We start from the raw sequence: 20,424 nt of genomic DNA, 5'->3' as shown, positions 1-20,424 counted from the left end.
GTGCATGCTGGGGGCATGAGAATCAAAGAGCTCGCCGACCTGGTCGGAACCACCCCACGGGCGATACGCCACTATCACCACGAGGGGCTACTTGACGTGCCCGACAATTCCGGAGTCAGAAACTACACCCTCGACCATGCAGTGCGCCTGGTACGTATTCGTCACTTGACGGAATCAGGGCTGAGCCTGGCCACCATACGGGAACTGGTCCATGATCCGGATCTGAGCCTCGAGGACGAGATACGCCTGGCCGAGGATGCCATCGACGAGCAGATTGCCGAACTCCACCGGCAGAAGGCCCGCCTGCTCGAACTCCGGGAGCAACGGGTCACTGACGATGTTCCCCTGCCGTACACCGTTCCCGAGAGGCTCGCGTCGTTCTACGGGCAAGTCAGTCCCCGCCTCAACGCGGAGGCACTGCCGTACTTCGAGAAGGAGAGGCAGGCGATGGAGGTGGCCCTCCGGATCCCGTTCGCCAGCCGACTGGTGGATGACTGGCTCAGGGACATCACGCCTGAACGTATCGATGCGACCGTGGACATCTACCACCTCTTCGCTCGTCTCCCGCACATGGATCCGGAAGAGGCACGTGTCGAGTTCGACCACCACATGACACGGCTCCATTCGGTCTTCGGCCCGGACTGGGGGATCCACCAGCGGGACTGGCGGGGAGTCGTCCGCCCCGTGCTCATGGCGCCCGGCGTCGTGACGCTGCTGACGAGCGCTTACCAACATCCCAACCAGAAAGAGTTCATCCGCCTCTTCCTCGAGCAGGCGGTCGAGCTTTTCGAGAACAATGTTTCACGTGAAACCAGGGGAGTGGCATCATGACCACCGTCATCGACGTGCGGGACCTGACGAAAACGTTCGGCGACTTCCGCGCACTCGACAACTTCAACCTCAGGGTTGAGCAGGGCACCATCCACGGCTTCCTCGGCCCGAACGGGTCCGGGAAGTCCACGACCATCCGCATCCTGCTGGGCGTCCTTCACGCGACATCGGGCACCGCCACCGTGCTCGGGGAGGATCCCCGCCGCAACCCCGCCGTGTTGAAACGCATCGGCTACATTCCGGGAGACGTATCCCTGTGGCCTTCCCTGACAGGCCGGGAAGTCTTCCGTGCGCTGGAATCTCTCCGCGGATTTCCCGTGGACCGGGAACGCGAGGCGGAGCTCATCGAGGCCTTCAAGCTGGATCCCGACAAGAAGACCCGAGAGTACTCGACCGGCAACCGTCGGAAAGTCAGCCTGGTGGCTGCCCTCTCAGTCGGGGCGGAGGCAATCATTCTCGACGAACCGACCGCCGGCCTCGACCCCCTCATGGAGCAGGTGTTCGTCGAACAGATCCGCAAGGAGCAAGCGAGGGGCGCCACGGTTCTGCTGTCCAGCCACATCATGAGTGAGGTGGAGAAGCTCTGCGAGTACGTCACCATCATTCGTGACGGGCAGACGGCGGAGACAGGGAGCGTCGAAAAGCTACGCCATCTCTCCGCCCACGAGATCACCGCGCGTGTTTCACGTGAAACATCCGGGTTGCGGGAGATCGAGGGATCGACGCTTGACGACGGCAGGTTCCACGTGACAGTGAGCCGGGAGCAGGTTCCGGATGTCCTCCGCCGCCTTCTCGAGGCCGGGGGAGAGGACATCACGTCTGCGCCCGCCAGCATCGAGGAGATGTTCCTCCAGCACTACGGAGACGCTCGATGATCGCTCTCAACCTTCGGCTACGCCGTTCCTTCATCATCATCTGGTGCCTGGCCCTGTGGGCGTTCCTGGCCGTCTTTCCCCCCGCCTACGAAAACTACTACCCAACGGCCGACGACCGCGAGGCCTTCGTCCTCGGGATGCAGCGCAACGCAGGCATGACGGCCATGTGGGGTCCGGTCGAGTCGCCGGCGACGCTCGGGCAGATCGTCATGTGGGAGGCGGGCAGCATGATGATCATCCTCGGCTCTGTCATGGCGGTGCTGCTCATCGTCGGGCTGCACCGAAGATCCGAGACGCTCGGGCTCACAGAGCTGCAGTTGTCGACCGGCATCAACCGCATGGCACCGGCAGCCGCCGCAGTGGTCACCACCGCGATCGTGGCAGCCATCATGGGTGCGGGTAGTACCGCGGTCCTCGCTCTGTCCGGGCTGTACGTGGACGAGATGCCCGTCGGGGGTGCCCTCGCCTCGGGGTCTGTCATCGCCCTGACCATGCTCGGATCCGCACTATTGGCCCAACTGGTCCTCCTACTGGTCCGTGACCCCGCGGCCCTCACCCGGACCGGGCTCATGACCATCGCGGGAGCATTCGTGGTGAGATCTGTGGCCGACTCCGAGGACTTCGGGTGGCTCAACTGGGTCTCACCCCTGGGATGGAAGACCGTGGTCCACCCCTACGTGCAGAACGACTGGATGGCGATCGGCATGATAGCCGGAATCTGCGTCCTCGCGGCAGGAGTCGTTCTCTTCGCGGAGAGGCAGCGAGAGTACGGGTCGGCCCTGGTCGCCGTTCCGTCCTTGATCCCCACCCGAACCCGCCGTATCCGTGGCCCGCTGCATCTCTCCACGGTGCTCAACCGCTCCACCATCCTCACCTGGGCCATCGTGATCGCCGGTCTCACCGCCTTCTTCATCGCGCTCACCGGGTCCCTCAGTGAGTGGATGGAGGCGGAGGCGAACATCGGACAGATCTTCAAGGACATCTTCGGCGACGGGGACATGAAGACGGAGTTCATCGGATACATCCTCAAACTCACGGGTATCCTCATCGCGACGATGGGTGTGCAGGTCGTGGTGACCTACCGCAGTGGGGAAGTGGACCGGACGGTGGATCTGCAGCGCTCCACGGGCCTTCAGCGTTGGGTTCCCCTAGGGGCAGCCAGCATTCTCAGCGTTGCCGGCCTGGTTCTGGCCACCGTCGGCGCCCTGGGAGGAGGTGCCCTCGGCCTGTGGTCCCAGGAGACGACCGAGGCGGCGGACTACGACACCCTGGTGCCGAGCACCTGGTCCCAGCTCGCGCCGGCCCTGTTGCTCACCGGCGTCGCCGTCGCGATAGTCGGAATAGTGCCCCGTTTCACCCACGTCGCCTGGGCACCGGTCGTCGGAGCGGCCATTCTCACGCTCTTCGGGCCGGTACGCAGCGCGCCGCAGTGGCTGATCGACCTCTCGCCTTTCGAGTACGTCGTCACCCCCAACGGCGGTTCCTGGACGCCGCACCTGCTCATGGCAGCCGCAGCGATCGCCCTCATCGGCCTCGGTTGGTGGGGGTCGCAACGCCGGGAGATCCACTAGTCTCAGAGGCATGAGCGACAAGTTCGAGAAGGCGACCGGCCGAGACATCACCGGCTGGATGGAGTTCATGCGGGAGCACGGGAACCCGCATGAGCTCAGCCATCAGGAGCTGGTGAAGCTCGCCTCCCGCGGGGGAGCATCCGACTGGTGGTCGCAGGGTATCGCCGTCGAGATCGAGCGCATGATCGGACGCCGCCAGGTCGGCCAGACGGTGACGGGGTCGATCAACGCGAGCGTCACCAAGACCGTCCCGGGGGAGTGGACGGACGTTTTCGAGGAGTTCGTCGCCTTCATGGAGAGCAGGCAGCTTGCCGACGCCCCGCGTATCACCGCCACCGAGAAGTGGCGCTACTGGCGAGCGGACCTGGCGGACGGTTCCCAGGTGTCCGTCGACGTGTCGGATGCGAAGGGCAAGACCCGTTTGAGCGCGAAGATCGACAAGCTCCCGACGATGGAGGATCGCGATCGCGTGAAGGAGGAGTGGCGCGCACTGCTCACCGAATTTAGCGTCACAGTGACGTAACCACGCCCGCCAGCGATATACCCCCATTACGTCACCGCAAAGTCACACCCACTGTGATGTTTGCCGACATTCCGTCGAATCAATGATGGATGCCCCCAATTTTTGCCATACTGAATGTATGTCTGAGTTCTCGTGTAACCGTCGTATGTTCCTGCTCGGCACCGCCACCACGTTCGCCGGCGCATTCCTGGCCGCGTGTGGCAGCGAGCCCGCGGTGGAGGTCGCGGCCGCTGACGTCCCCGTCGGCAGCGCCACCATCTTTGATGGCTTCATCATTGCACAGCCCACGGAGGGTACCTACGTCGCATACTCGCAGACGTGCCCGCACCAGCGCAACCCCATCACGGAGGTGAAGGGCGACACCGTCCGCTGCACCTACCACGACTCCGTGTTCAACATCGCGGACGGCTCCGTCGTCTCCGGTGTCGCCCGCGACCCGCTCACTCCGGCAACGGTGGAGCAGGAGGGCGACACCCTCAGCGTCTCCAGCTAGCCCGCCAGTAGGAGTCGGGGTATGGAATCTCGGAACGATCGAGCCCCGTCTCATGGGCGGCGCGCAGAGCCCACGAGGGGTCCCGGAGCCCGGCACGACCGATGAGCACCGCGTCGGCGTCACCGGACTCGACGATGGCCAATGCCTGCTCCGGTTCGGTGATCATCCCGACCGCTGCCGTCGGCATCCCGGAACGGCGCCGGATCTCGGAGGCGAACTCCACCTGGAAACCCGGGCCGACGGGGATGCGCGCATTCGCCGCGCCTCCCGTGGAGACGTCGATGAGGTCGACCCCGTCGTCGATAAGCAGGGAGGCGAGGGCGACGGACTGTTCGAGATCCCACGCACCGTCGATCCAGTCAGTGGCGGACAGGCGGACGAGCAGCGGCATGCCCGCGGGCAGGACGCCCCGGACGGCGCGCGCCACCGCCCGGAAGAGGCGGGTGCGGTTCTCGAAGGAGCCGCCCCACTCGTCGGTGCGGTGGTTGGCCAGGGGAGTGAGGAACTGGTGCAGCAGGTAGCCGTGGGCGCCGTGGAGTTCCACGGTGTCGAAGTCGGCGCGCACAGCGCGGGAGGCAGCCGCCGCGAACTGACCCGGGAGCGCCTGGATCTCCTCGAGAGTCATCTCGCGCGGCGGATCGATACCCTCCTGCGCCACGGCGGAGGGTCCGACCGCCTCCCAGCCGCCCTCACGCACGGAGCCGTCACCACGCCCGGGCAGCCACGGGATCGTCGACGCCTTCCTTCCCGCGTGATTGAGCTGGATGCCCATCTTCGCGCCCTGGGAGTGGACAAAGGACACGATGCGGGACCAGGCGGCCTCCTGCTCGTCGTTCCACAGGCCGGTGCACGCGGGGGAGATACGGCCCTCGGGGACGATGCCGGTCGCCTCCGCGATGATGAGCCCGTAGCCACCGGCCGCGCGGGCCCCGTAGTGGACGAAGTGCCAGTCCTCGGGCAGGCCGTCGGTGGCGTGGTACTGGCACATGGGCGGCATCCAGACCCGGTTGCGGATCTCCAGGTCGCGCAGCCGGATGGGCGTGAAGAGTGAGTTCATGGGCCCTATCGTAGACTTCAGGGCATGTTGTCCCTTCTCAAGCGGACTGACCCGCTCATACTCCTGATCATTGCCGCGGTGGTGGTGGCGATCGTGCTGCCGGCGCGCGGTGACTTCGCGGAGTGGTTCGCCACGGCGACCAACATCGCGATCGCATTCCTCTTCTTCCTCTACGGTGCCCGACTCTCCACGCAGGAGGCGGTGAAGGGTCTCCTGCACTGGCGGCTGCACCTGCTCATCCTGGTGTTCACGTTCCTGGTGTTCCCGATCATCGGCGTGGCGCTCCGCCCGCTCAGCGGCCTCATCGGGGAGGGGATGTACATGGGAATCCTCTTCATGACGCTCGTGCCGTCGACCGTGCAGTCCTCGGTGGCGTTCACGTCGATCGCGAAGGGCAACTACGCCGGTGCGATCGTCGCGGCGAGCGCCTCGAACCTGGCGGGTGTGTTCCTCACCCCACTGCTAGTCATGCTGCTCATGTCCGCCGGCGGCACGATCCACGTCGATTCGCAGGTGTTCATCGATATCGCCATCCTCCTGCTCCTGCCCTTCGTCCTGGGCCAGATCCTGCGCAAGTGGGTGAAGGATTTCGCGGCGAACAAGGCGACGAAGATCGTCGACCGCGGCTCGATCACCATGGTCGTGTACTCGGCGTTCTCGGCGGGCATGGTCGCCGGCGTGTGGTCGGAGGTGTCGGTGGGCCAGATCATCTTCCTCATCGTCTTCTCGATCGTGCTGGTGGCGGTCATGCTGTGGCTCACCCGCTTCACGTCCGAGCGCCTCGGCTTCAACGACAAGGACATGAAGGCCATCCAGTTCTGCGGCACGAAGAAGTCGCTGGCGACGGGCCTGCCGATGGCGTCGGTCATCTTCGGCGGCGCGAGCATCGGTCTGCTCATCCTCCCACTAATGATCTTCCACCAGGTGCAGCTCATGATGTGCTCCTGGCTCGCCGCCCGGTACGCTCGCCAGGCACCGCCCCGCAAGCCGGTGGTTCTGCAGTCCTGACTGCTTTTCGACGCCCGCCCCCTACGATGTTTCACGTGAAACAAATACACGTACGCATCGAGATGACAGTCCCGGGGGCGGGTTCCGTGATTCATGTGGCGGAGCTCGCGCCGCTCGACGAGCAGACCTGCGCGATGGTCCGCATCATCGAACTCGACCCCTCCGAGACGATCCGCGGTGCCGCCACGCAGGACACGGCGGCCGGCATGGCCCAGGCCCCCAACCCGGTGGTCCCGCACCCCGACACCTACGCCGACTTCCCCGACATCGAGCACTCCCACCTCACTCCGGAGGAGTTCGAGGGGCTGTGGGCCGAGGCCGTCGCGACCTTCCCGGAGATCGGCTAGAACACGAGGTTGACCAGGCCCATGTAGGCCAGGGTCCCGCCGAGGATCGACAACCCGGAGTCCCGCTTCCACGCGTGCAGGCCGAGCGTCACCGCCACCCCGGCCAGGGCCGCCGGGATCCCGCCGGGTGCCGACTGCTGCCCGAAGAGCGTGTAGACGACCAGCACGACCATGACGCCCACCGGCATCATCCGCCCGAGCAGCCCGAAGAACTGGTTGCCCTTGAGCGCGGTGACGAACGCGAAGGGCAGCCAGCGCAGCAGCACGGTGATCACACCAATCGGGATGAGCACCGCGAAGACCTGGGTGAGGGTGACGCCCTCGGGGAGTCCGTACATCAGATCCGCCACTCCAACGCGCGGTCGAGGGCGGGGGAGAGGTGGCGCCCGAGCAGGAGCAGGAAATACGCGCTCAGGGCGATCATGAGCAGCGACGCCGGCGCCACCAGCCCGACCAGCACGGCCAGGCCGCCCGCGATGAGCACGAGCGAGAGGTCGCGGCTGTTCCGGAACGTCTCCCACGCCAGCACCACGAACAGGGCGACGAGCGCGAACTCCATGCCCTGGATCCCCGCCGGGATCACCTCGCCGACGAGCGCCCCGACGACGCCGGGCAGCACCCACATCGACTGGCAGAACGCCTGGATCGTCAGCACCTGCACCCCACTGCGCGGGCGACGCGCGGAGGCGATGGCGTAGGACTCGTCGGTGAGAGCATAGGTGGAGTACGCCCGCCCCGCGCCGCCCCGCACCAGATCACGCGGGAAGGTCAGCCCGTAGAAGATGTGGCGGAAGTTCACCATGAAGCCGGTGACGGCCGCCGACACGGGTCCGACGCCCGCAGTCACCAGATTGAGCGCGAGGAACTCCATCGACCCGGCATAAATGAGGAGGGAAAAGATGGGGGCCCACCACCACGCGAACCCCATCTGCGTGAGGAGCAGGCCGAACGCCAGCCCCAGCGGGATGAGCCCCAGCGCGACCGCCCAGGAGTCCCGGATGCCCGCGCGGATCTCGGCGATCAATTGTCCACCAGGTCCGCCGGGAACGTCGAGAAGAGGGGCAGCGGGGCCTGCTGACGACGCATGACATCGCCCCACAGGTCGGTGCGGCCGGGGACGATGACGTCGGTGGGCAGCGCCGGGGTGACGTACCAGTCGCCGCGCTCGATCTCGTCGTCGAGCTGCCCCGGGGCCCACTCGGCGTAGCCGGCGAACAGACGCATGCCCTCGACGAGGTCGGCGATGTCCCCGGGCTCCGCGCGCAGATCGACGTGCGCGAGGCGGTTGGCCAGGCGGTTGAGCTGCGGCGCCTGCTCCATGTCGACGCCCGCCTTCGTCATGGCCAGGCCGACGACGGACTGCTGGTTGAGCGGCCCACCGATGTACAGCGCCTGCGGCTTCGCGACGGCGGGCAGCCAGTCCGGCATGACGTTGAACACCGCCAGGTCACTGCGGGAGGCGAGGTTCACGCCGAAGGTGAGGTGCTCGTTGTGCTCGATGATGAGCACGACGGACCGGTTGAACTCGTCGGAGAGCATCCCGGGGGCGGCGACGAGCAGCATGCCCGGCTCCGGCTCATTGCGCTCGAGGGCGTTGAAGAGACGGTCGGCGTAAAAGTCTGACATTGCGACTACCTCCTGCTAACTCTTTCCCTGTGACTGTTCAGCTTCCCACCACGCACGCAGTTCTGCAATTGCAGCGTCGCGCTCGAGTGGGCCGCGCTCCAGGCGCAGCTCCTTGAGGAACGCCCACGCGCGGCCGACGACCGGGCCGGCGGGCACCCCGAGGATCTCCATGATCTCGTTGCCGTCGAGGTCGGGTCGCACCCGCGCCAGGTCCTCCCGGGCGGCGATGTCGGCGATGCGCTCCTCGAGGTGATCGTAGGTGCGCTGCAGGCGGGCGGCCTTGCGCTGGTTGCGGGTGGTGGAGTCGGCGCGCACCAGCTTGTGGAGGCGGGGGAGGAGCTCCCCGGCGTCGGTGACGTAGCGACGCACGGCGGAGTCGGTCCACTGGCCCTCACCGAAGCCGTAGAAGCGCATGTGCAGGTAGATGAGCTGGGAGACGTCCCCGACCATCTGCTTGGAGTACTTCAGGGCGCGCATACGGCGGCGGATCTTCTTCGCGCCGACGACCTCGTGGTGGTGGAAGGTGACGCGGCCGTCCTCGTTCCAGGCCCGGGTGTCGGGCTTACCGGAGTCGTGAAGCAGGGCCGCCCACCGGAGCACCAGGTCGGGGCCGTCCTCCTCCTGGTCGATGGCCTGGCGCAGCACCTGCATGGAGTGCGCGTAGACGTCCTTGTGCTGGTTGTGCTCGTCCGCCATGTCGCGCATGGCGGGGATCTCGGGGAACACGTGGCCGGCGATACCGGTGGTGACCAGCAGGTTGATGCCGGTCCACGGAGCGTCGCCGAGCATGAGCTTGTCCAGCTCCACCTGGATGCGCTCGGCGGTGATGCGCTCGATCTCACCGGCCATGTCGGTCATGGCGGCCTTGACGCGCTCGGCCACGCCGAAGCCCAGCTGGGAGACGAAGCGGGCGGCGCGCAGCATGCGGAGGGGATCGTCGTGGAAGGAGATCTCCGGGGCGTCGGGGGTGTCCAGGCGGCGGGCGGCCAGATCCTCCAGCCCGCCGACGGGGTCGTGGAAGCGGGCGACGAGGTCGCCGGCGTCGTCGACAAGCAATTCGACGGCCATGGCGTTGACCCGGAAATCCCGCCGGATGAGATCGCCCTCGAGGGTGTCCCCGAACATGACCTCGGGGTTACGGGAGACACCGTCGTAGGTGTCGGAGCGGAAGGTGGTGATCTCCACCTGCTGGCCGCGGTGCGCGGCGGAGACGGTGCCGAAGTCGATGCCCGTGTCCCACACGGTGCCGGCCCAGCCCCGGAGGATGTCGGAGATGACGTCGGGGCGGGCGGGAGTGGTGAAGTCGAGGTCGTTGCCCAGGCGGCCGAGGATGGCGTCGCGGACCGAACCGCCGACGAGGAAGAGGGGGAGTCCGCGGGCCTGGAACTCGGCGACGAGGTCACCGATGGGCAGACCGGCGATGGTGCGCTCGGCCTGCGCGAGCAGGGCCAGGGGGGTCAGGGGGTCGTCCGCGTTCACAACCAGCGAGTCTACCGACCACGGCATGGGAATTTCGAAAGGCTGTCGCAGCGGATACGATCAGGGGGATGACTGAGAATGATTCCCAGGGCCCCAAGCGTCGGCGTCGTCGCCGGTCGCGTCGTCGTGGTTCCGGAAATCAGGGCCAGCAGGCCCAGCAGCAGCAGTCGCAGGGCGAGAAGCAGGAACCCCGCAAGCGCCGCCGCCGTAATCCACAGCGGTCGCAGAACTCCCGGAAGCAGCAGCGCCCGCAGCCCAACCGCATGGCCACCCGCGACGAGACGTCCGCGGGTGGACTCGTCGTGTCCGGTCTCGCGGAGGCGGTGAACGACGCGGGCGAGGTCGATCTCTCCCGTATCTATGTCGCGCTCATCGGTCGCCTGGACCGCCGGGGCCGCCTGCTGTGGTCGATGCCGAAGGGGCACGTCGAGCCGGGGGAGGACCGCCGCGCCACCGCCGAGCGTGAGGTGTGGGAGGAGACCGGTGTCTACGGGGAGGCCTTCGCGGACCTCGGCGTCATCGACTACTGGTTCGTGTCCGAGGGGGTGCGCATCCACAAAACGGTCCACCACCACCTGCTGCGCTTCGTCGACGGCGACCTCAACGACGACGACCCGGAGGTCACCGAGGTCTCGTGGATCCCGGTGTCCGAGCTCATCGAGCACCTCGCCTACGCGGACGAGCGCAAGCTGGCACGCACGGCGCATGATCTGCTGCCGGGCCTGGCGCGGGAGGAGAAGGCCGCGGGAAGGGCGACCCCGCGGTGAGGCGCGCCGTTGCGGCAGGGCTGGCCGTCGCCTGCTTGTCGACGCCCGCCCTCGCCGCCCCCACCCCCTACGATCCGGAGACCGCGGATCAGTGGGTCAACCCCATGGCCCGCGGTGACGAGGCCGGGGACATCACGGTCGACATCACGCAGGCCCCGGACTCCGTGTCGGAGGGCGATTCACTGCGCCTGCAGCTCACGGTGGCGAACTCGTCGGAGGAGGCGGCCTCCCTCACCCTGAGTACCCGGCGCGGCGACCCGACGTGGGACGTGGCCGGGGCCCGGCGCGCCCTGGCGCTCGACGCCTCCGCGTACCCCTGGTTCGGCCCGACCGTAGACGTCGAGGTGGGCCCGGGGGAGCGGCGGGAGGTCCCGCTCGAGCTGCCGGCGGAGTTCCTGCCCGTGGGCACGTGGCCGCTCATGGTGACGGCGGGGGAGAACACGGAACGGATGCTCGTCACGGTCACGGCGGACGCGGAGGAGGAGCAGCAGACCCCCGGCCTGACGGTGCTGCTGCCGCTCACCTCCCGCCTGGACATCGTCCCGGGGGAGACCGGTGAGGCTCCGGAGGAGGCCCCGCTCATCCTCGGGTCGGAGCACCTGGCGGGCCAGATCGCCCCGGGCGGCCGGCTGAGCGAACTGCTCGACATCTACGCCGCGGAGGAACGCGGCACGTGCCTGGCCGTCGACCCTGCCCTGGTGGACACGGTGTCGCGGATGTCGCGCGGGTACACGGTGGCGCAGTCCCGCCCCTCGCTCATCACCACGAAGCAGCGCCTACGCGACAGCTGGTTCACCGACGACGACCCCGAGCCCGGCGCGCCCGGTCGGGGAGCCGCGGACGCCGCCGCCTGGCTCGAGCGCCTGCAGGGGGCCGGGTGCGTCGTCGCCCTGCCGTGGGCCGACGCAGACATCGACGCCGTCGCCCGCACCGAGGACGAATGGCTCTTCCGCGAGGCCACCCAGCGGGGCACCGAGGTGCTGCGGGAGGAGCTGGGCGTCGAGCCCGTCCCCAACGTGGTCATCCCGTCGTCGGGGTACATCACCGAGCAGGCCGCGCCCTCCCTCGGCTGGGCGGATCAGTCGGTGCCGGTGGATCAGGCGTGGGAGGCGTCCGTCGCCACCCGTGAGCCGCAGATCACCGACAATGCGCTGGAGTCCCCGGTCATCCCGGACCACGCCGGCGCCCCGACCCCGGCGCAGCCGGTCCGCGCGATCGTCGCCGACAACTCCGTGTGGGGTGTCCCGCAGTCGGGGGCGCACGCCCACCTGGCGCCCGGGGTCACCGCCACGACCTTCCCCGCGGCCCTGGGTTCGCTGCTCGCCGCCACCGGCCCCGCCCCGCAGACGACGGGGTACTCCAACCCGGACTGGCGTTTCGACTACCGGCTCGACTCCGTCACCGCCCGCGCCATCACCGCCGGTTCCGCCCTCCGTCTGGCGGTCGCGGAGGAGACGCTGCCCGCCGAGTGGGCCCAGAGCCCCGAACCGGTCCTCGCCGTACCGGCCCCGCGTCTCGACGCCGCCACCGCCCGCACCCTCGTCTCCACCGTCACCGAGCTCTACGACGCCCGCGCCGCCCGCCCCGTCCCCCTCGCCGAGGCGGTCACCGCCCCGCTGCTCGACCCGGTGGGGCCCCCGGCCGTGGGGGTCACGCGCTTCGGCAGCCCGTGGTCCGACCCGTCGGCCGTGAGTGACACGGAGGTGCTCCGCGCGGCGCAGCAGACCCGCTACACCGACGACCTGACGCGCATGATGGTCAACGACCCCGTCATCAACCTCACGCGCTACGACTTCACGCTGCCGCTGCGCCGCGATGTGCTCATGGCGTTGAGCGGGACGTCGAGAAGCTCTCTGGCGACGAACCGCGACGCGGTGGAGGCCACCAACGGGCGACTCGACGCCAACCGGCGGACCCTGCAGGAACTGCGCGGGTCCGTGGCGCTGTTCCCGCCGGGGAACGTGTACACGCGGGCGTCGGAGAGCTCGCCGCTGCTCATCGTGGCCGGCAACGGACTGCCGCTGCCCGTCGACGCCGAGCTGGCGTACACCGGCCCCGAGGGGACGGTGCTCACCGCGCACGGCCCGGTGCACATCCCCGCGTACGGGTCGATCACGGTGCAGCTCACCGCCGACCTGCCCGAGGATGAGGACCAGTCGCAGCTGTCGCTGTGGCTGGCCACCCGCGACGGTTCGCCGATTTCCACGCCGGTGGAGATTACAGTGCAGACCAGAGCCGGTATCGTCGGCACCTACGGAATTGCCCTGCTCGTCGTGGTGGGGCTGTCTCTCGCGCTGCTGTTCCGCGTCGGTCGACACCGGCGACGGCGCCAGCGCCCCTAGCCTGGAAATGGTCCATGTCCGATAATCTGCGTTCCCGTTTCGTCGCCGCCGCCCCGCCGGCCCCCGTGCCCGAACAGCGGGCGGCCCCACCGGCACCGGCCGAGGACCGTTCGCGCCTGCGGGCGCCGGAGCCGATCGTGGCCGCCGAGGGGTCCGAGGTCGCCTCCGACGCCGACGTCGTGCGGGCGGGTGGCTCGATGGCCATCGCCACGCTCATCTCGCGCATCACCGGCTTCCTGCGCAACCTGCTCATCGCCGTCACCCTCGGTGGCGCGGTGGGCTCGGCGTTCAACACGGCGAACACGCTGCCGAACCTCATCACCGAGATCGTCCTCGGCGCGGTGCTCACCTCGCTGGTGGTGCCGGTGCTGGTGCGCGCGGAGAAGGAGGACGCGGACCGGGGCACGGCGTTCTTCCGCAGACTCTTCACGCTCTCGGCGTCGCTGCTGCTCGTGGTGACGGCGCTGTCGCTGGTGGCCGCGCCCCTGCTCACCCGGCTCATGCTCGACGTGGACGGCGAGGTCAACGTCATCCAGTCGACGTCCTTCGCCTACCTGCTGCTGCCGCAGATCTTCTTCTACGGCATCTTCGCGCTGTTCATGGCGGTGCTCAACACGCGGGGCATCTTCAAACCCGGTGCGTGGGCGCCGGTGGCGAACAACGTCGTCTCCATCACGGTGCTGCTGCTGTACATGCTGCTGCCCGGCGAGCTGGAGGAGACCGCGCCCTCCGGGGTGGTCGATCCGCACGTCCTGCTGCTGGGCCTGGGCACCACGCTGGGTGTCATCGTGCAGGCGGCGATCATGGTGCCTTACCTGCGGAAGGCGGGCGTCGATCTGCGGCCCCTGTGGGGCATCGACGACCGCCTCAAGCAGTTCGGCGGGATGGCCGTGGCGATCGTCGCGTACGTGGCGGTCTCGCAGCTGGGTTACGTCGTCACCACCCGCCTCGCCTCGCTCGCCGACGCCGCCGCCCCCCTCATCTACCAGCAGCACTGGCTGCTGCTGCAGGTGCCCTACGGCATCATCGGCGTCACCCTCCTCACCGCGATCATGCCGCGCCTGTCGCGCAACGCCGCCGACGGCGATGACCGCGCCGTCGTCGCCGACCTCAACCTGGCGACGAAGCTGACGTTCATCGCGCTCATCCCGATCGTGGTGTTCTTCACCGCCTTCGGCCCGGACATCGGCGTGGCCCTGTTCGCGTACCGCAACTTCGACACCGAGTCCGGCATCCTGCTCGGGCTCACACTGTCCTTCTCCGCGTTCACGCTGCTGCCCTACGCCCTCGTACTGCTCCACCTGCGCGTGTTCTACGCCCGCGAGGAGGCGTGGACCCCGACGTACATCATCATCGGCATCACCGCGACGAAGATCGTCCTGTCGCTGCTGGCCCCGATGGTGGCCACCTCGCCGTCGCGCGTGGTCATCCTCCTCGGTGCGGCCAACGGTTTCGGTTTCGTCGCCGGCGCCGTCATCGGTGCGCTGCTGCTGCGCCGCAAGCTCGGCCACCTGGGCACCCGCTCGCAGATCCACACGACGGTGTGGGCGTTCGCTGCGTCGCTCATCGGTGTCGCGGCCGCCCTGCTCGTCGACTGGCTCCTGCCCTCGCTCGGCGGGCTGGGTTCCTTCGGTGTGCTCATCAAGGTCGGTGTCTCGGGTGTGGTCTTCCTCATCGCCACGGGCATCGCGCTGAGCTTCTCCGGCCTGCCCGAGGTGCAGAACCTGGGCCGCGCCTTCGCCCGCATCCCGGGCCTGTCGCGCTTCGTGCGCCCCGACTCCTCCAAGGCGATCGAGGTGGGGGAGAGCAACCCGCAGGAGGTCTCCGCGCAGATCACCGCCCTCGACCCCTTCTCCGCCTCCCTGCCGCCGGCCCCCATGTCCGCCGGCGTGGTCCGCGGCCCCCGTCTCGTGCCGGGTGCCCCGGTCTCCGACGGCCGCTTCCGTCTCCTCGCCGACCACGGTTCCGTGCCCGGCGCCCGTTTCTGGCACGCCAAGGAGGTGGCCACGGGCCGGGAGGTGGCGCTCACCTTCGTCGACACCTCCGGTAACGCGCCGCTGGCCCCGGCCTCGCCCGCCGCGGCCGCCGGTGCCGCCGCGGAGGTCGCCCGCCGCACCCGCCGCCTGGCGGGCTTGCCCGGCGTGGCCGAGAACATCGAGGTGCTCGGTTACCGCAACGGTTGCCTCGTCGTCGCCGACTGGGTGCCGGGTTCGCCGCTGCGCACCGTCGCGGAGGAGGGTGCCGGGGACCTCGATCCGCAGGCCGTCGCCGCCGCGCTCGTCCCGCTCGTCGACGCATCGACGCGCGACCTGCCGCTGGGCCTGGACAACCACGCGCGCATCCGCATCTCCACCGCGGGTGTGGCCACCCTCGCCTTCCCGGCCGTGCTTCCCGACGCCACCGCCGACCGCGACCACACCTCCGTGAACTCCATGCTCTCCCTCCTCGGGGTGGAGCGCGAGGATCTGCCCACCACCGCCGTCGAGGTGGAGGAGCCGCTCGTCGTCGCCGACGTGGAGGTCGGCCCGCTTCCCGACGCCCGCCCCGGCTTCGGCGACAAGTCCTACTCCGGCGGTTCCGTCGCCCTCATCGGCGCGTTCTCCATCGGTGCGGTCGTGCTCGTCGCGGCACTGACCACCTACCTGGTGAGCGTCGTCGGCGGCGACCGCAGCGAGGCCCCGGTCAACCAGGAGTCCATCCAGGGCTCCGCCTCGGAGACCACCCCGCGCCCGCTGCCGCGCGTGCTAAACGTCACCCCCTCCGTCCCGGAGATCGCCGACGGCGACGACTCCACCGTGTGGTTCGGCGAGGGCGGGGTCACCCTGCTTCTCGACGACACCGTGGAACTCCAGAACGTCCTCATCCGCTCCGGCGGCGGCGAGGTCGAGGTCTACGGCCTCACCTCCGGCGAGACCGCCGAGTCCCCGGAGGGTCTGCCGCTGCTGGGCTCCGCGCAGATGCAGGACGGCCGCACGACGATGACCCTCGACCGGCAGATGACCGCGGGCGGTGTACTCCTGTGGTTCCCGGGGGCCGTCGAGGTGGCGGAGGTGCAGCTCGTCGGCGTGAGCTGACGCCCACTGTGATGGGCAGCCTCGGCGGGCGTCGGCACGCTCCCTGGGGTCCAATGGTTGTGTCAGCAACTTCCGGGGGGAACAGTGGCACACACCGACGGCGGCCTGGTGGCCGCCTACATCGAGGGCGACCTCAAGGCGTTCAGCACGATCGTCGAACGCCACCGCGCGCGGCTGCTGTGGGTCGCGCGCCGCTACGGCCACAACGAGGATGACGCGCAGGACATCCTCCAGGAGGCCCTCTTCCGCGCCAGTTACAGCCTGCACACCTGGCGTCACGAGTCCTCGCTGAGCACCTGGCTGCACCGGCTGGTGATGAACTCGGGCTGGGACTTCCGCAACCACCGCGTGCAGGTCGAGGCCCCCACTCTCGACGACGGCGCCCTCCCGCACGACATCAACCCTCTCCTCGCCGCCGACCCCATCGGCCGGTCCGAGGACATGCTGCACCTCCACGAGTCGCTCGGGCGCCTGCACCCCGACCAGCGACGGGCGTTGTGGCTCATCGACATCGAGGGGTACACGATAGGGCACGTCGCGAAGCAGGAGGGCGTGCAGCCGGGCACGATCAAGTCGCGCCGCAACCGGGCGCGGGAGGCGCTCCGGGCCGACCTCGGGGAATGTTCCGTGGCTCCCGGCCGTTGAGATTCGGTGACAGCGCCTAGACTTGGCGGAAGTACCGCCCCCGATCAGGAGAATTCATGATTCACGACGTCGCCATCATCGGCTCCGGCCCCGCCGGCTACACCGCCGCCATCTACGCCGCCCGCGCCGAGCTCAAGCCCATCATGTTTGAGGGTTACGAGTACGGCGGATCCCTGATGAACACCACCGACGTGGAGAACTTCCCGGGCTTCAAGGACGGCATCATGGGCCCGGACCTGATGATGGAGATGCGTGGCCAGGCCGAGCGCTTCGGCACCGACATGCGCATGGAGCTCGTCGACTCGGTCGAGCTGGAGGGCCCGGTGAAGCGGATCCACGTGGGCGATGAGGTCCATGAGGCCCGCACCGTCATCCTGGCCACCGGTGCCGCCCCGCGTCTGCTGGGTGTGCCGGGTGAGGATGAGCTCATGGGCCGCGGAGTGTCCTCCTGCGCCACCTGCGACGGCTTCTTCTTCAAGGGCCAGGAGATCGCGGTCATCGGTGGCGGTGACTCCGCGATGGAGGAGGCGACCTTCCTCACCAAGTTCGCCGACAAGGTCACCGTCGTGCACCGCCGCGAGGAGTTCCGCGCGTCGGCCATCATGCTGGAGCGCGCGAAGGCCAACGAGAAGATCGAGTGGGCCACCAACAAGGTCGTCGACCACGTCGTCGAGAAGGACGGCAAGGTCGGCGGCATCATGCTGCGCGACACCATCACCGGTGAGCTGTCGGAGCTGCCGGTCGCCGCGATGTTCGTCGCCATCGGCCACGACCCGCGTTCCGGCTTCCTCGACGGCCAGGTGGAGCTCAAGGAGGGCGGTTACGTGAAGGTCTCCGAGCCGTCGACCGCGACCTCCGTCCCGGGTGTCTTCGCATGCGGCGACCTGGTGGACGACCACTACCAGCAGGCCGTCACCGCCGCCGGTTCCGGCTGCCGCGCCGCCATCGACGCTGAGCACCACCTCGCCGCCCTTTAAGCCCCCTGTAAGGAGAATCACATGAGCAACGTCATCGAGGTCACCCAGTCCAACTTCCGCGAGGTCGTCGTCGAGGCCGACAAGCCCGTCATCGTAGACTTCTGGGCCGAATGGTGCGGCCCCTGCAAGAAGCTCAGCCCCGTCCTCGACGAGCTCTCCGAGGAGCTCGGTGACGCTGTGACCATTGCCAAGGTCAACGTCGACGAGGAGCGCACCCTCGGCGCGATGTTCCAGATCATGTCCATCCCGGCGGTGCTGTTCTTCAAGGACGGCGAGAAGGTCGACGAGTTCATCGGCGTCCGCCCGCGCTCCCACATCATGGCGAAACTGGAACCGCTGCTGTAGCTGGTAACCTTAACAACCTACGAGCAGCACCGGCCGACTCCTGACGGCTGGGATAAGATCTGTGGCATCTGACCCTGGAAGGAGTGCCGTGACCAACACATTCCGCGTGGGGGATCGCAGCCCGCGCGTGGCGGAGGCCCGCTCCACCCTCGCCCGGCTGGGGCTCCTCTCCGGCTACGAGGCGGACCTGTCCGACAAGTACGCCGAGGAAGACAAGCTTTTCGACGCCGACCTCGCCCACGTACTCAAGGCCTTCCAGCAGTCCCGCGGAATCGTCCCGTCCGGCAACATCGACGACATGACGCTGCGCGAGCTGCGCCACGCGTCCTACAAGCTGGGTTCCCGCGTCCTGTCGTACCAGCCGAACAACGAGATGGTCGGCGACGACGTCGCCAGCCTGCAGGAGCAGCTCCAGGAGCTCGGCTTCTACTCACACCGCGTCGACGGTCACTTCGGCCCCGGCACCTACGAGGCACTGTCCAACTACCAGCTCAACTCCGGGCTGCAGGACGACGGAGTGTGCGGCCCCGACACCCTCGCCGCCCTCAAGCTGCTGGGACGCCGCATCACCGGCGGCAGCCCCCACGCCATCCGCGAGCGCGAGCAGGTCCGCAACGCCGGCCCCATGCTCGCCGGCAAGCGCGTCGTCATCGACCCCGCCCTCGGCGGAGCGAACAAGGGCCGGTCGGTCGCGGGGATGCACGGTCAGATCTCCGAGGAGGAGATCCTCTGGGACCTCGCCTCCCGCATCAAGGGCCGCATGATCTCCGCGGGCATGGAGACGATATTGTCCCGCCCCCGCATGGACGACCCCGATCACACCTCCCGCGCCGAGATCGCCAACGCCTTCGGTGCCGACCTCGTCATCTCCCTCCAGTGCGACAACTACCCGAACGAGAAGGCCCACGGCGTGGCCACCTTCTACTTCGGCTCCGACACCGGCAACAGCTCCCTCACCGGCGAGACCCTCTCCGGGTTCATCCAGCGTGAGATCTGCGCGCGCACCGAGTTCCAGAATTGCGGCACCCACGCCCGCACCTGGGAGATGCTCCGGTTCACCCAGGCGCCGACCGTCGAGCTCGTCGCCGGCTACCTCACCAACCCGGGGGACGTCGCCCGCCTCACCGACCCCGCCGTGCGGGACTCCATCGCCGAGGCCGTGGTCGTCGCCGTGAAGCGCCTCTACCTCCTCGACCGCGACGACACACCGACGGGCACCTTCAAGTTCGCGGAGCTGCTGCGCGCCGAGCAGGGCTAGGACCCCGGTTTCCCCACCCCGGTATCACTGCGATACCGGGGTTACGCTTCTCCCCATCCCCGGGCCCCGTGCTCCCTCTACCGGGGTGGCGCCGGTCGCGCAACCCGGGCACCCCGGAGGCTGTGGACAACCGGATGTTATCCACAGAAAAGAGGCCCTACGGCGCCCCGCCCCCGCGTCTCCGACGGGTTTCCGTCAGGCTACGGGGTATGGATAACCAGTGGATCAACGATCACAGACTCATCGACCTCCGGCGCACCTCGGTTCTCGACGGCGACGTCCGCGCACGGATCCGGGACGGCACAGTGCGCAGGCTCACGGCGGAGATGGCGGTGCCGGCCGAGTGGTACGACAACCAGACTCCCTGGCGGCAGGCCCACATCAGAGCCGTGGCCGTGGGTCTCACCGTCGACGCCGGGGTGGTCTCCGGCCCGGCGGCAGCCCGCCTGTGGGGGATTGAACTCCTCAGCATCGAGGAGCAGGTCGACGTCCAGATGCCCGGGGGAACCCACCCGGGGGCGAAGTCGACGTGGACGGCTGGGGCACGCTACCGATCCACGTTGTTGCCGTCCGGTCAGTACGCGGACCACGACGGCATCCGGATCACCTCGAAAATCCGGACCCTGGCCGACGTCACCCGATTCAACGGCCTCGTCGAGGGCGTGGTCGCCTTCGACTCGGCCCGCCGTCAGTGGCCCGGCAAATCAACCGAGACCCTCCTCGCGGACGTGGGGGAACTGGGGAGGATGCGGGGAATCGCGCGCGTCCGGGAGGCCGTCCGGTTGTCCGTCCCCAACTCCGGGAGCGTGTGGGAGTCGAAGGCCCGGATGATCCTGCACCAGTACGGGGGAGAAGCGGTCACCTCCCTCGAGGTGCAGGTCGAGTTCATAGACGAGGAGTCCGGACAGAGCTACTTCGTCGACATCCTCGTCAACGGCTGGGTCATCCTGGAGATCGACGGGAGGGGCAAGTACCGGGGAGAGCACGGGATTCCGACGGAGACGGTGGTCATCGACGAGCGCGAGCGGGAGAAGGCCCTGCAGAATCTCGGGCCTGTGGTGGTCCGGGCCGCACCGGGGGATCTCGAGGTCACAGAGGGCATTTGCGTGATGCTCCGAAGCGTTCTGGATGTGATCGACAACCACACGCCCCCTCGGCATGTCCCCCGGGTGCACGTGCCGGAGGCGGCGTAACCCCGGGTTCCCT

20 protein-coding genes are annotated in these 20,424 nt (G+C 68.4%); 15 read left to right on the top strand and 5 right to left on the bottom strand.

Annotated features, from left to right (window positions below; all coding sequences use genetic code 11):
- Positions 1-15 precede the first annotated feature (15 nt).
- From B9Y70_RS04655 to B9Y70_RS04635, 5 genes are all read left to right on the top strand, one after another.
- Positions 16-831 carry a MerR family transcriptional regulator gene (locus tag B9Y70_RS04655; RefSeq protein WP_085549083.1) on the top strand — a complete coding sequence of 272 codons (816 nt, stop codon included), beginning with the start codon at positions 16-18 and terminating at the stop codon, positions 829-831.
- Positions 828-1,706, top strand: a complete 879-nt coding sequence (locus B9Y70_RS04650) for an ABC transporter ATP-binding protein (protein ID WP_085549082.1) — start codon at positions 828-830, stop codon at positions 1,704-1,706. Before B9Y70_RS04655 ends, B9Y70_RS04650 begins: the two co-directional genes overlap by 4 nt.
- Positions 1,703-3,277, top strand: a complete 1,575-nt coding sequence (locus tag B9Y70_RS04645; RefSeq protein ID WP_085549081.1) for a hypothetical protein — start codon at positions 1,703-1,705, stop codon at positions 3,275-3,277. Before B9Y70_RS04650 ends, B9Y70_RS04645 begins: the two co-directional genes overlap by 4 nt.
- A 10-nt stretch (positions 3,278-3,287) precedes the next feature.
- Entirely contained in the window at positions 3,288-3,800 is a 513-nt protein-coding gene (locus B9Y70_RS04640) for a hypothetical protein (RefSeq protein ID WP_085549080.1), read from the top strand.
- Positions 3,801-3,945: 145 nt separating this feature from the next.
- A complete protein-coding gene (locus tag B9Y70_RS04635) occupies positions 3,946-4,293 on the top strand; it encodes a Rieske (2Fe-2S) protein (protein WP_085549079.1) in 348 nt (115 codons plus the stop codon).
- On the opposite strand, the gene B9Y70_RS04630 is transcribed toward B9Y70_RS04635, so the two are convergent.
- Positions 4,277-5,350, bottom strand: a complete 1,074-nt coding sequence (locus B9Y70_RS04630) for an NADH:flavin oxidoreductase/NADH oxidase (RefSeq protein ID WP_085549078.1) — start codon at positions 5,348-5,350, stop codon at positions 4,277-4,279. The genes B9Y70_RS04635 and B9Y70_RS04630 overlap by 17 nt on opposite strands.
- 24 nt (positions 5,351-5,374) lie before the next feature.
- On the opposite strand from B9Y70_RS04630, the gene B9Y70_RS04625 reads away from it, so the two are divergent.
- Entirely contained in the window at positions 5,375-6,358 is a 984-nt protein-coding gene (locus tag B9Y70_RS04625; protein ID WP_085549077.1) for a bile acid:sodium symporter family protein, read from the top strand.
- 26 nt (positions 6,359-6,384) lie between these two features.
- Positions 6,385-6,705: a hypothetical protein gene (locus tag B9Y70_RS04620; RefSeq protein ID WP_085549076.1), complete on the top strand. Its 321-nt coding sequence runs from the start codon at positions 6,385-6,387 to the stop codon at positions 6,703-6,705.
- On the opposite strand, the gene B9Y70_RS04615 is transcribed toward B9Y70_RS04620, so the two are convergent.
- From B9Y70_RS04615 to B9Y70_RS04600, 4 genes are read right to left on the bottom strand one after another with little or no spacing between them, the layout of a single operon-like run.
- Entirely contained in the window at positions 6,702-7,043 is a 342-nt protein-coding gene (locus B9Y70_RS04615; RefSeq protein WP_085549075.1) for a branched-chain amino acid transporter permease, read from the bottom strand. The genes B9Y70_RS04620 and B9Y70_RS04615 overlap by 4 nt on opposite strands.
- On the bottom strand, positions 7,043-7,729 hold the full coding sequence (locus B9Y70_RS04610; protein WP_240309130.1) for an AzlC family ABC transporter permease: 687 nt from the start codon (positions 7,727-7,729) through the stop codon (positions 7,043-7,045). Before B9Y70_RS04610 ends, B9Y70_RS04615 begins: the two co-directional genes overlap by 1 nt.
- The gene (locus B9Y70_RS04605) at positions 7,726-8,331 is read right to left on the bottom strand and encodes a YqgE/AlgH family protein (protein WP_085549074.1); all 606 of its coding nucleotides are present in this window, start codon (positions 8,329-8,331) and stop codon (positions 7,726-7,728) included. Before B9Y70_RS04605 ends, B9Y70_RS04610 begins: the two co-directional genes overlap by 4 nt.
- Before the next feature lie 15 nt (positions 8,332-8,346).
- Positions 8,347-9,837, bottom strand: a complete 1,491-nt coding sequence (locus B9Y70_RS04600; RefSeq protein ID WP_085549073.1) for a CCA tRNA nucleotidyltransferase — start codon at positions 9,835-9,837, stop codon at positions 8,347-8,349.
- A 41-nt stretch (positions 9,838-9,878) separates the two neighbouring features.
- Between B9Y70_RS04600 and B9Y70_RS04595 the strand changes: the two genes are divergently transcribed.
- From B9Y70_RS04595 to B9Y70_RS04560, 8 genes are all read left to right on the top strand, one after another.
- Positions 9,879-10,577 (top strand): NUDIX hydrolase, encoded by a 699-nt coding sequence (locus B9Y70_RS04595; RefSeq protein WP_085549072.1) that lies wholly within the window; start codon positions 9,879-9,881, stop codon positions 10,575-10,577.
- Positions 10,574-12,919: a DUF6049 family protein gene (locus B9Y70_RS13140; RefSeq protein ID WP_143337519.1), complete on the top strand. Its 2,346-nt coding sequence runs from the start codon at positions 10,574-10,576 to the stop codon at positions 12,917-12,919. The genes B9Y70_RS04595 and B9Y70_RS13140 overlap by 4 nt, the downstream gene beginning before the upstream one ends.
- A gap of 14 nt (positions 12,920-12,933) precedes the next feature.
- Positions 12,934-15,993 carry a murein biosynthesis integral membrane protein MurJ gene (locus B9Y70_RS04585; protein ID WP_085549070.1) on the top strand — a complete coding sequence of 1,020 codons (3,060 nt, stop codon included), beginning with the start codon at positions 12,934-12,936 and terminating at the stop codon, positions 15,991-15,993.
- Positions 15,994-16,077: 84 nt separating this feature from the next.
- Entirely contained in the window at positions 16,078-16,638 is a 561-nt protein-coding gene (locus B9Y70_RS04580; protein ID WP_162841651.1) for an RNA polymerase sigma factor, read from the top strand.
- A gap of 56 nt (positions 16,639-16,694) precedes the next feature.
- Positions 16,695-17,615: a thioredoxin-disulfide reductase gene (trxB, locus tag B9Y70_RS04575; RefSeq protein ID WP_085549068.1), complete on the top strand. Its 921-nt coding sequence runs from the start codon at positions 16,695-16,697 to the stop codon at positions 17,613-17,615.
- A 21-nt stretch (positions 17,616-17,636) separates the two neighbouring features.
- On the top strand, positions 17,637-17,960 hold the full coding sequence (trxA, locus tag B9Y70_RS04570; protein ID WP_085549067.1) for a thioredoxin: 324 nt from the start codon (positions 17,637-17,639) through the stop codon (positions 17,958-17,960).
- 88 nt (positions 17,961-18,048) lie between these two features.
- Entirely contained in the window at positions 18,049-19,218 is a 1,170-nt protein-coding gene (locus B9Y70_RS04565) for an N-acetylmuramoyl-L-alanine amidase (RefSeq protein WP_085549066.1), read from the top strand.
- A 209-nt stretch (positions 19,219-19,427) separates the two neighbouring features.
- Positions 19,428-20,411 (top strand): hypothetical protein, encoded by a 984-nt coding sequence (locus B9Y70_RS04560; protein ID WP_085549065.1) that lies wholly within the window; start codon positions 19,428-19,430, stop codon positions 20,409-20,411.
- Positions 20,412-20,424 lie beyond the last annotated feature (13 nt).

Source organism: Corynebacterium pollutisoli, from assembly GCF_900177745.1.
Classification (GTDB): Bacteria; Actinomycetota; Actinomycetes; order Mycobacteriales; family Mycobacteriaceae; genus Corynebacterium; species Corynebacterium pollutisoli.
Note: the sequence above shows the minus strand (reverse complement) of the source record. Positions and strands in the feature narration are given on the sequence as shown.

Excerpts from the sequence above, each read along its gene's own strand:
- B9Y70_RS04655 (WP_085549083.1), top strand. The coding sequence starts at position 16 with ATGAGAATCAAAGAGCTCGCCGACCTGGTCGGAACCACCCCACGGGCG.
- B9Y70_RS04650 (WP_085549082.1), top strand. The coding sequence starts at position 828 with ATGACCACCGTCATCGACGTGCGGGACCTGACGAAAACGTTCGGCGAC.
- B9Y70_RS04645 (WP_085549081.1), top strand. The coding sequence starts at position 1,703 with ATGATCGCTCTCAACCTTCGGCTACGCCGTTCCTTCATCATCATCTGG.
- B9Y70_RS04640 (WP_085549080.1), top strand. The coding sequence starts at position 3,288 with ATGAGCGACAAGTTCGAGAAGGCGACCGGCCGAGACATCACCGGCTGG.
- B9Y70_RS04635 (WP_085549079.1), top strand. The coding sequence starts at position 3,946 with ATGTTCCTGCTCGGCACCGCCACCACGTTCGCCGGCGCATTCCTGGCC.
- B9Y70_RS04630 (WP_085549078.1), bottom strand. The coding sequence starts at position 5,350 with ATGAACTCACTCTTCACGCCCATCCGGCTGCGCGACCTGGAGATCCGC.
- B9Y70_RS04625 (WP_085549077.1), top strand. The coding sequence starts at position 5,375 with ATGTTGTCCCTTCTCAAGCGGACTGACCCGCTCATACTCCTGATCATT.
- B9Y70_RS04620 (WP_085549076.1), top strand. The coding sequence starts at position 6,385 with ATGTTTCACGTGAAACAAATACACGTACGCATCGAGATGACAGTCCCG.
- B9Y70_RS04615 (WP_085549075.1), bottom strand. The coding sequence starts at position 7,043 with ATGTACGGACTCCCCGAGGGCGTCACCCTCACCCAGGTCTTCGCGGTG.
- B9Y70_RS04605 (WP_085549074.1), bottom strand. The coding sequence starts at position 8,331 with ATGTCAGACTTTTACGCCGACCGTCTCTTCAACGCCCTCGAGCGCAAT.
- B9Y70_RS04600 (WP_085549073.1), bottom strand. The coding sequence starts at position 9,837 with ATGCCGTGGTCGGTAGACTCGCTGGTTGTGAACGCGGACGACCCCCTG.
- B9Y70_RS04595 (WP_085549072.1), top strand. The coding sequence starts at position 9,879 with ATGACTGAGAATGATTCCCAGGGCCCCAAGCGTCGGCGTCGTCGCCGG.
- B9Y70_RS04585 (WP_085549070.1), top strand. The coding sequence starts at position 12,934 with ATGTCCGATAATCTGCGTTCCCGTTTCGTCGCCGCCGCCCCGCCGGCC.
- trxB (WP_085549068.1), top strand. The coding sequence starts at position 16,695 with ATGATTCACGACGTCGCCATCATCGGCTCCGGCCCCGCCGGCTACACC.
- trxA (WP_085549067.1), top strand. The coding sequence starts at position 17,637 with ATGAGCAACGTCATCGAGGTCACCCAGTCCAACTTCCGCGAGGTCGTC.
- B9Y70_RS04560 (WP_085549065.1), top strand. The coding sequence starts at position 19,428 with ATGGATAACCAGTGGATCAACGATCACAGACTCATCGACCTCCGGCGC.